The organism is Streptomyces sp. NPDC107454 (assembly GCF_055582885.1).
Genome location: NZ_JBVJPA010000010.1, coordinates 418,710 through 427,527, shown reverse-complemented (window position 1 = coordinate 427,527; position 8,818 = coordinate 418,710). Strand labels below are relative to the sequence as shown.

11 protein-coding genes and 2 pseudogenes are annotated in these 8,818 nt (G+C 66.9%); 7 read left to right on the top strand and 6 right to left on the bottom strand.

Translation table 11 applies throughout. From position 1 onward, the window contains the following. Positions 1-416: FAD-binding protein (locus ACZ69M_RS27525; protein WP_470053900.1), on the bottom strand; the 416-nt coding region annotated here is incomplete at its 3' end. Positions 417-987: 571 nt separating this feature from the next. On the opposite strand from ACZ69M_RS27525, the pseudogene ACZ69M_RS27520 reads away from it, so the two are divergent. Both ACZ69M_RS27520 and ACZ69M_RS27515 read left to right on the top strand, forming a co-directional pair. Further along, positions 988-1,161: pseudogene (locus tag ACZ69M_RS27520) on the top strand (4Fe-4S binding protein); the annotation flags it as partial. A 153-nt stretch (positions 1,162-1,314) separates the two neighbouring features. Then, entirely contained in the window at positions 1,315-1,845 is a 531-nt protein-coding gene (locus tag ACZ69M_RS27515) for a DUF1003 domain-containing protein (RefSeq protein WP_470053849.1), read from the top strand. A 538-nt stretch (positions 1,846-2,383) separates the two neighbouring features. On the opposite strand, the gene ACZ69M_RS27510 is transcribed toward ACZ69M_RS27515, so the two are convergent. Next, entirely contained in the window at positions 2,384-2,854 is a 471-nt protein-coding gene (locus tag ACZ69M_RS27510) for an Ohr family peroxiredoxin (RefSeq protein ID WP_470053898.1), read from the bottom strand. Positions 2,855-3,604: 750 nt separating this feature from the next. Continuing rightward, a complete protein-coding gene (locus ACZ69M_RS27505; protein ID WP_470053847.1) occupies positions 3,605-4,408 on the bottom strand; it encodes an SMI1/KNR4 family protein in 804 nt (267 codons plus the stop codon). Positions 4,409-4,550: 142 nt separating this feature from the next. On the opposite strand from ACZ69M_RS27505, the gene ACZ69M_RS27500 reads away from it, so the two are divergent. The 3 genes from ACZ69M_RS27500 to ACZ69M_RS27490 all read left to right on the top strand — a co-directional run bounded on the left by ACZ69M_RS27500 (position 4,551) and on the right by ACZ69M_RS27490 (position 6,178). Next, positions 4,551-5,090, top strand: a complete 540-nt coding sequence (locus ACZ69M_RS27500) for a hypothetical protein (protein ID WP_470053845.1) — start codon at positions 4,551-4,553, stop codon at positions 5,088-5,090. A 38-nt stretch (positions 5,091-5,128) separates the two neighbouring features. Then, a complete protein-coding gene (locus ACZ69M_RS27495; RefSeq protein ID WP_470053843.1) occupies positions 5,129-5,353 on the top strand; it encodes a hypothetical protein in 225 nt (74 codons plus the stop codon). Between the two features lie 141 nt (positions 5,354-5,494). Next, complete coding sequence (locus ACZ69M_RS27490; protein ID WP_470053841.1) at positions 5,495-6,178, top strand: hypothetical protein; 684 nt, start codon at positions 5,495-5,497, stop codon at positions 6,176-6,178. Positions 6,179-6,459: 281 nt separating this feature from the next. Here ACZ69M_RS27490 and ACZ69M_RS27485 read toward each other — a convergent pair whose 3' ends face one another. The 3 genes from ACZ69M_RS27485 to ACZ69M_RS27475 all read right to left on the bottom strand — a co-directional run bounded on the left by ACZ69M_RS27485 (position 6,460) and on the right by ACZ69M_RS27475 (position 7,731). Next, complete coding sequence (locus ACZ69M_RS27485) at positions 6,460-6,630, bottom strand: hypothetical protein (RefSeq protein WP_470053839.1); 171 nt, start codon at positions 6,628-6,630, stop codon at positions 6,460-6,462. Between the two features lie 162 nt (positions 6,631-6,792). Continuing rightward, positions 6,793-7,200, bottom strand: coding sequence for a DUF6896 domain-containing protein (locus ACZ69M_RS27480; RefSeq protein ID WP_470053837.1), 408 nt, complete (start codon positions 7,198-7,200; stop codon positions 6,793-6,795). A 237-nt stretch (positions 7,201-7,437) separates the two neighbouring features. After that, on the bottom strand, positions 7,438-7,731 hold the full coding sequence (locus ACZ69M_RS27475) for a hypothetical protein (protein ID WP_470053836.1): 294 nt from the start codon (positions 7,729-7,731) through the stop codon (positions 7,438-7,440). A gap of 48 nt (positions 7,732-7,779) precedes the next feature. On the opposite strand from ACZ69M_RS27475, the gene ACZ69M_RS27470 reads away from it, so the two are divergent. Both ACZ69M_RS27470 and ACZ69M_RS27465 read left to right on the top strand, forming a co-directional pair. Further along, positions 7,780-8,550 (top strand): transposase, encoded by a 771-nt coding sequence (locus ACZ69M_RS27470; protein ID WP_470053834.1) that lies wholly within the window; start codon positions 7,780-7,782, stop codon positions 8,548-8,550. A gap of 105 nt (positions 8,551-8,655) precedes the next feature. Next, positions 8,656-8,814: pseudogene (locus tag ACZ69M_RS27465) on the top strand (ATP-binding protein); the annotation flags it as partial. Positions 8,815-8,818 lie beyond the last annotated feature (4 nt).

Sequence of the window (8,818 nt, the reverse complement as noted above, 5' to 3'; positions counted from 1 at the left end):
GTCCGCCGGATCAGCGTGCGCTGGATCTCCAGACCGGTGTAGTCACCGGCGAAGGCGGTCCGCCGGAACTTGTGCGCGCCGAAGAAGCGCTGGGAGATCCGGCCGTCGTCCTCCCGGGCGAAGGCCATGCCGTAGCGGTCCAGGTCGTCGATGCCCCGGGCGGCGCCCTGGGTGACGATCTCCACGGTGCGGGGGTCGGCCAGCAGGTAGCTCTCCTTGAGCGTGTCGGCGGCGTGCTGCTGCCAGCTGTCCTCGGGGTCCATGGTGCCGAGGGCCGCGTTGATTCCGCCGGCGGCGAGCGCGGTATGGGCGTCCTCCTTGGGACGCTTGCCGACCGCCAGGACGTCGACACCGGCCTCGGCCAGCTCGATCGCCGCTCGCAGCCCGGCTCCTCCGGTGCCGATCACCAGCACCATGGTGGAAATACGTTGTTCGGTGATAGCCACCGTCTACTCCGATTGCCGAGGGATTGTCACTCAGTAGGACCGGGATGTCCCGGAATCTGTGACACCTCTCGTGGACGCCCCCTTTGCGGGTGGCGTCCACTGCCATCGACGGGGGTGAGAGACGATGTGTAATCCGGCCCTTTCCCGCTCCTGTCGGGCGGCGTTACGGCAGGATGCGGTCCAGGGACATGTCGGGGCTGGAGAGGAGCCCGCGTCGATGTGCGTTCCCGAGGTGATGAGGGAGCGGATCGGGTCGATGACGTCCCACATGTTGACACTCGTGCCTGCCGACGCGTGCTTTCCCGTCAGCGGGCTGCTGTGACCGTGCTCCCGCAGTGCCTCGGCAGCGAGGCGAGTCACGTGGGAGGGCCGCCTGGCAGACCGCTCAGCTCCTGATTCTCTGACAACCTCAGCGACGACCTGGGCGGGTCAGGCGCCAGTCGTCACAACCTCGTGGGCTTCCTGGTCATACCTCCAGCCGAACACTGCCTTCACGTGCCGGCTGACCACTGATCATCTCCGTCGGGCGAAGGAGCGGAAGATGCCCTACGTCATTGCACAGCCTTGCGTCGACGCCCAGGACGGAGCTTGCCGCATCGAGTGCTCGGTGGACTGCGTCTATGAGGGCAACGGGACACCTCACATCAACCTTTCCGAGTGCGTGGACTGCCATGCATGCGAACCCGTTTGTCCGGCCGAGGCCGTGTCCTACGAAGCCCCCGGCGGGTCGTGTCGAGCCCTTTCACCGTGCGCGATGTCACCTCCACAGCGAAGCACACGTGCAGCGGTTCCCAGCAGGCAAGCTGTGGGGCCATCGATGGCTGGGGGCGGTGGCGTCCCCGGCGAGGGAGCGAGGCAGTGAGTGGGAATGACCGTTGACTCCGGAGACCGAGACTCCCGGCCGAGCTCTCCTTCCGGCGGTACTCATCGCCTCGACCCCCGCTTGCGCCACGAGCGGCTGGTGTTCGCCAGGTTGCGCACGTCGCAGGACCGGTTCGCAGACGCGATCACAGCCTTCGCGGGCACGATGGGCTTCGTGTATGTCCATGCCGTCTGGTTTGCCGTGTGGATCGCCCTCAACCTCAGGTTGTTCGGCTCCGTAGCGGTCTTCGACCCCTACCCCTTCGGGCTGCTCACCATGATCGTGAGCCTGGAGGCCATCTTCCTGTCCACATTCGTCATGGTGAGTCAGAATCGGCAAGCCGCTCGTGAGGACGTTCGGGCCGATCTGGATTTTGAGACCAATGTTCGCGCCGAGGTCTGGGCGGTGCACACAGGCAAGGCGCTGGGCCTGAATCCGCAGGAGATCGAGCGTCATGTCCAGGAGGTCATCCGGCAGAGCAAGAGCGCGATGGAACCGGGGTCCGGGGTTGCGCCGGTGGCCCCGGATGCTCTGTGAACGTGGCCTGACAACGGCTCACGCTCGCCGTGCCCAGCGCACGTTCAACCGGCCGGATGTCATGCAACCGGTCAGGGGCTTACTCGACCACCCACCGGTGGAGGCTCAGACCGCTGCCGCGGTACGCGATGGCGGGCATGATGCTTGGGAAGCGGGCCTGATTGCGGTGGCGGTAGAGAGGGCGTCGCCGAGGTCCGCGTAGGGCGTGACGGCTTTGCGGCGCGGTAGGCCGCCCTGCCGCGGAAGGCTTTACGGGGTTCACCAGTAGTGGCAACTGGGTGAGGTCCTTGCGGTTGCCGCCGGTCAGGATGACCGGCAGCCGCGTGCCCTTTCCGTCGGTGATCAGGTGGCGTTTGTCGCCTGCTCGCCCCGGTGGACGGGCGATCGGTCGGCTGGTCCCCCTTTCTTGTTCTTGCGTCTTTTCGGTGGAACACCGGTCGGCAGCCGGGCTGTCGTGCGAAGGGCTTCGTGTGCCGCGATGGGGCACACGACGGCTGCAGAAACGACATACAGCTGGACAGGCAGCCGATGCCGTCGGCTATGAGGCCAGCCTGATGCTTGTCGGCGTGCCCCGTTGGGCCATCTTCGTGTAAGGGCACAGTGAATCGGCCTTCTCCACGAGCGGGGCGGCGACGGCAAGGTCGATCTCCGGCCATTTGACCTCGAGGTCGACCTGCAACAAGTAGCCGCCGTCTTCCGGGTCCCTTCCAAAGGCCACGGTTGCCTCCACAGAGATCGCTGCAGGGTCGAGCCCGGCCTGCCGTGCGACCAGACTCAGCGCCCCGTGGAAACAGGCGGCAAAACCGGCGGCGAACAACTGCTCGGGATTCGTCCCCTGGCCGTCTCCTCCCAGTTCTGCAGGCATGCGCAGGTTGAGATCCAGGACTCCGTCGCCCGAGCGTGCCCTTCCCGAGGCCCGCCCGTGACGCGCCATCCCCCCGCTCACCGTCACCGTCGTGGTGTAGATCGGGGCGAAGGTCTCTCCATCGAAGTCTTGGTCGGCGGACAGATCGGGCAACCGGGCCGACTCGGTCACGGCATGACTCCGTCAGCGTTGCAGTACACGGCCGGGTGCAGAGCCGAAATCGAAGCGGGAATGCCGGCGCCTGTCGGCCTTTTTACGTCACGCGGCCTCTTCACGCCACGCCCCCATGCGATAGCGGACGCCGGGTCCTGGGCAGAGCCCAGCGGATGGATGATATTGAATGCCATATTTGGTGCACCTTCGCGTATGGAGGGTTTCCAGATGCCGACAGTTAGTTGACCGACACGTCCCCCCTGTTGTGACAGCCGTCGGTACGCGGCCCGCTTGATCAGTGCCTCATCCCTGGCCAAGCGAACGGGCCTGTGTCGGGCGGTCTTCGAAAGTGTCGACGGTCGCGTAATTGGTTCTGGCCACGATTACGTGAATCACCAGCTCAGCTCGCGGCAGGATGCAGGCGAACCGCTCCGGGGCTGATGGAGGCTCTTGACGTACCCCGGAGCCCAACCGTCCCTGTTCGCCCACGGCGAGGGCCTGGGCCGTCAGTGTTCCGCACCGACACCCCCTGCTCCGGTGGTGGTTCCGCCGCGGAGACAAGATCTCATCCGTTCGCATCCTTCGCTGATCGTCGGCCGCTGCGTGTTGCCGACCAGCGTGGCGCGGGTTGGAACGCGCGGACTGACTGTCTCGATTCAGTGTCTCCGCACGTCACGGGCGGCTGATTCGTGCCATCGCCTGCCCCGAGGAGAGCCGGGGCTGTTGGCGGCGAGGGTTCGGTCAGTCGCTTTCCTGGTAGTTCATGAACCAGTGGGTGTCGAAATAGCGGGCCATCGTGAATGGGTGGTGCGGGTCGACGAGGATGCGGCAGACGAACTCCGCGGCCTGGCAGTCAAAGGGGATGTCCTTGTTGTCGAAGGACCGGACCACGACGGGCCAATGGTCGGGGTCATCGCCGTCGGCCCTCCAGCAGTAGAGATCCTCGTGCTCAGTGCCCGCCCAGATGAGCAGACCGTCCCTTCTGAGATCCGTCCACGGCTCCTGATTCAGGTCCAGATATCCGTCGAAGGCGCCCTCGCCGAACGTCTCGACCATGTGCTTGTAGTCGCTCGGCAGCGCGGTGCCCAGGCGCGACTCCACCTCCGCCCAGTCCACGTCCGGCCGCTGGGCGGGCTGTGTCCAGCCGGTGATCCGTCTGAGCCGCTCCATCCAGTCGATGTCCTCGTCCTCATCCGGAGCGACCGCCAAGGGTTCTGGCATTGCCCTGTCAGCGACCACCAACACCGGCCGCTCGGCCCCCGCGGCGTCCCGCACCGTGCCCGTGCCGACCCACTGATCCCCATACGCCCACGCCCGTATCATCACGGCCCGGTCCTCGAAGGGGACGAGGAGGGCCGCGCCCCTGGACTCGTCGACCGTCGGATCGGTGAAGCCGTCGAGGACGAGGGTGCGTGGGACGCCGTACCTGCTGCCGAGTAGGTCGGTCAGGTCCTGCGGGTCCAGGTCGCTGGGCAGGTGGATGTAGCCGTTCCCCGGGCCGAGTTGGGCCAGCAGGTCGTTGACAGTCGCTTGCGTGAGCTCCATGGCGCACAGTGAAGCGCGCCGCACTGACAATAGGTGTCGTCCAAGCTGAAGATTCAGGTCACCGGGCTTGCGTGGCCAGAGGCGAAGAGGGCCCACAAGAGACGGAAGGGCACAGGGACGCGGTGATGCTTCATGCGGTCACGTGGGCAGTGCGGACTCCGACGATCCGCTGATGCTGCCGTTGGAGGCGATCGAGTTGGACGCCGTCTGTCGCCTCCACGCGCAGGACGCCTTCTGGTGCGGGCCGCTGCTCGGAGGCTGCGGTGGCCGGCTGACCACCAAGCTCTGCACCGATCGCGCCTGCCACTTCGCTCACCACCCGGACCCGGACGGACAACCGCACGTGTGCCGGCGTCGCGCCCGGGGCGTGACCAGCGCCGACCATCTGTACGTGAAGTCCGCGGCCGCCGTCTGGCTGCGAGACCGCGGCGTGCAGGCCCGCTTCGACTTCACCCGGCCCGGCGGCGCGCAGGTCCGCTCCGTCGTGGACATCCAGTTCAGGGACCGCAGGCTGCGGGTGAACCTGGACCAGACGGTGGCACCGGTGTGGGACGGCGAGAGCGAGCCGGTGCTGGGGGTGTCGGTGCCGGTGGACCGGGACACCCTGATCCACCGCTGGTATGTGCACCGTATCCGCCTGGGCAGCGAGGGCACCGCCCGCCGGGTCCGTATCGGCACCTAGGCATTCGCCCGGCCCACCGAGTGGTTCGGCCTGGACGGGTGCACGATGACGGAGCGAAGACGTTCGACGCCGGCCGTCGAACGGATCGTCCGGGTCCGCAGCACGCCCTGCCGACGCAGTGGTCCTCGGGCCGGGCGCGGAAGGGGCCGGGCGCGGATGCCCGGGCGCGGGGGCTGATGCGTCGGCCGGCCGATGCCCAGAACGTCGACTCCGTGGTCGTGGTCCGCCGGGTGTGCGACGAGATCGCCGACCTGACGGGGTGAGCGAGGAGACGGCGGTCAACTGGAGGCCGTCGTACGCGAGGCACAGCGCTGGCTGGAGGAGAAGGCCGAAGTCCGCCCGGAGCCCGCCCGGAGCTGTTCGCCCGCCTGGACCAGGCGGCGGACGTCGAGGACACCAAGCCGGTGCGCGAGCTCCTGGTCCTCGCCAACGCGACTGCCGCGCACGACCGTACGGAGGCCGAGGACGGCATCGTGGAGAAGGCCACCTCCTACTTCGCCTGCCTCGCTCACGCCGCGCAGGAGTCGCTCGAGGCGGAGGCCGCTGCTGAACGAGCGGCGGCGGAGGCTGCCGGCCGCGTGCGCACCATCAGGAGCCTGCGCCGCCGTGACGCGTACACATACGACCTGCGAGATCAGGTGGAGGCGGTCACCAGGGCGGTGGCCGCGGCGGGGAGTCGTTTGACTGACCGCCAGGCCACGGAGGTCGCCATCTGGAAGAGGCGCGCGGCTGAGGGCGTGCGGCGGCCGCCGAGGCCGCTGCACGAGCGGGTGTCGCGCAAGCACTGGATCCAGAGAAGCTGTCCGCGCTGTCACGCGAGCCAGGGCAAGGACTGCGTTCTCGCCGAGGTAACCGATGTCGGCGAGGCGCGCGATCTTCCGCACGACGAGCGGTTGCAGCCGATCGTGGACGAGCGGCAAGCCAAGCAGAAGGCGATATCGCGCCCGTGGCGCGTGTACGACGTGACCTGCACGGACTGCGGCAGAGGCGACAACGCGCCCTGCGGCAGCCCGGCCGGCCTGTACCGCTCACGCGTCGAGCCGGCCAAGGAGAACACCCGTCTCCACCAACCCACGCCGAAGCGGTAAGCAGCGAGCGAGGGCCTGATACAGCGGGCCGGCAGGGAACTCCGTCTCTGCGCAGGGATGTTCACGATCACCGCCGCCCGTTCCAGGAGCGGCGCGATGCTGGCGTGACGGCAAGGACGCGCTGTCGGTCAGTTCGCAGCGAGAGCCGGGCAGTGTGACAGCCAGCCGTGTGCCGATGCCAGGGGTTGTGGCCTCCAGCGCGGTGCGTCAGTAGCCCGACGACCAGCCGCTCGCGGCAGCTTGGTCATCGCTCGCAGGCCGCCAGGACCCGGGGCGTGTGGTCACAGCCAGAAGGGGCCGCCGCGCTCGGACAGGGTGGTGGGCGAGTATGTGGTCTTGAGGATGGCCTGCCACCACTGGACGCGGCTGGCGAACTGCTCGTGGTCGAGGCCGTTCGGGTTGTGTTCCCCCTGGGCTTGGTGCTCGGCGACGTCGGCGAGGGGCGGCGTCACTCGCGTCCACGCCCGGAGCCGACCGGCGTACCGGTGTCGACGCCCGGGTGGCTGCGGGAGCAGTGGAGCTATGCGTTTCCAAAGGTCATCAGGGGCTAGCTCATCGGACACTCCGCGGACTCTGCTCGCGGAGAATGACGCCGGTCACTCGGCGCGCCGGTCTCATGCTGAAGCGTTGGTCTTGGCCAGGCTGAACCACCCGGGCCGCACCTCGGCCAGCAGAGGTTGCAGCGACTCCACTGCGGACCGCAGGTCCTGATCCGTAGGGTCAAGAGGCTCCGGCAGGCTCTGCCCGTAGCAGCGCAGCCGCCAGAGGTCGAAGATCTCCGTCCCGTCGGCCGCGAAGTCCACATCGATCTCAGAGCCGTTGTCGCTGATGAAGCGGCAGCCTGCTCCGTGGACCTTGTAAGAGTAGGTGCCGACTTGACCACTCCGACTGATCCGGTGAGAACGGACCAGGCCGAGCACGTCTGCCAGCTGCTCAAGCGCGGGGATCGACAGCTTCATGGCCTCATCAACCGCGTTGAGCGCACCGACGTAACCGAGTACGAGCGCACGCGCCTTCGTCACGTCTGACCCTCTCGCAGCCGAAGCCCGTTCCATACCGCATCTCCCTGCGTTCATCCTTGAAGGAATTGTTCCATGTGGGCTTCTTCCGACGTCTCCGTCGGATGGCATTCCCAAACGATCAGCCAAGACTTGTCCCGCAAGACCGGGCTCGCGCCCAGTGCCTGCGGTTCTGCCGACTCGTGCCTCTTCGCGTTGGGACCTACAGGAAGGCACGTCGCTCGGCGGTGTGGGAGGCGCTCAGTCCAGAGCAGCGATCACTGCCTCAGACACCATCACTCCTGCCTCCTGGATCCGCTGACGCATGTTCCCTTCGTACAGCCAGGCGCAAGCCTCGATCGATGGGAAGAGCTCGGCGAGGATCAACGCTGCACGCTTCGGTACGTGGGCTTCTTCCCTCCACGCCGTCCCACAGCGATCGATCTCCTCCTGTAGCTGAAGAAGCGCCTGCTCATCGAACCCCTCGTTCATACGCAGGGGGATCACGAAACGATCCGCCGCCTCTTCCAGACGACTGACCAAGTCTGTCTCCATATGCGCCTCCGTCTCAGGCAGTTCGCAACGCGGTGGGACAATCTTCTCGTGGCTGGTGTGATCACGGCGTCACAGCCGTCCTGGATAGGTCCGTTCACCGGGCTGAGCCCGCGCTGCTTCGGCCAACTGGTGAACGCCATGCGCCGCGCGGGAGCGGACGCGGTCCGTCGCGGCCGGCCATGGAGCTTGCCCCTGGAGGACCGCGTCCTGCTGGTCGCGGCGTACTGGCGAACGAACTTGACGCTACGCCAGCTCGCGCCGCTGTTCGGCATCTCGAAGTCTGCGGACGACCGCATCATCAACCGCCTCGCACCGCTGCTTGCTCTGCGGCCGCGGCGACGATTCCGCAAGGACACCGTGCTCATAGTGGACGGCACCTTGGTCCCCACACGTGACCATGCGATGGCAGAGCAGTCGAAAAACTACCGGTACTCCACCAACCACCAGGTCGTCATCGATGCCGATACACGGCTGGTCGTCGCGGTTGGCCGGCCTCTGCCTGGCAACCGCAACGACTGCAAGGCATGGGAGTTGTCCGGAGCGAAGGCCCTCGTCGGCAAGACCACGGTGATCGCTGACGGCGGCTACCGCGGCACTGGGCTGGTGATCCCGCACCGCCGGGAACCAGGCCAGGCCGAACTCCCGGCCTGGAAAGAGGAGCACAACCGCTCACACCGCAAAGTCCGTGCCCGCGTCGAGCACACCTTCGCGCGCATGAAGAGCTGGAAGATTCTGCGCGACTGCCGGTTGAAGGGCGACGGGGTGCATCACGCCATTCTTGGCATAGCCCGACTGCACAACCTCGCGCTCGCCGGATAGACCGCCCAAGGTGGGCATCCTCGGTGCCGGCCATGTTGAGCCAGTTGATCATTGCGGGACAGCCTTTAGCGGTGTTCAGAAGCTGTGTCGGGTCCTTGGACGACAACCAACGAGTCGTTTCCGGGCTGGACGAAGGCGTTCACGGATCCTCGGCTCTGCGCGGCCGTCGTCGACCGCCGGACCTTCAACGGAGCCATCATCCAGACTGGTACTGAGTCCTACCGCCTCGCCGATACCAATGCCCAGGCCGAACGAGCCGCGGCCAACC

Coding starts and splice junctions, on each gene's coding strand:
- ACZ69M_RS27515 (WP_470053849.1), top strand. CDS start 1,315: ATGACCGTTGACTCCGGAGACCGAGACTCCCGGCCGAGCTCTCCTTCC.
- ACZ69M_RS27505 (WP_470053847.1), bottom strand. CDS start 4,408: ATGGAGCTCACGCAAGCGACTGTCAACGACCTGCTGGCCCAACTCGGC.
- ACZ69M_RS27475 (WP_470053836.1), bottom strand. CDS start 7,731: ATGGAGACAGACTTGGTCAGTCGTCTGGAAGAGGCGGCGGATCGTTTC.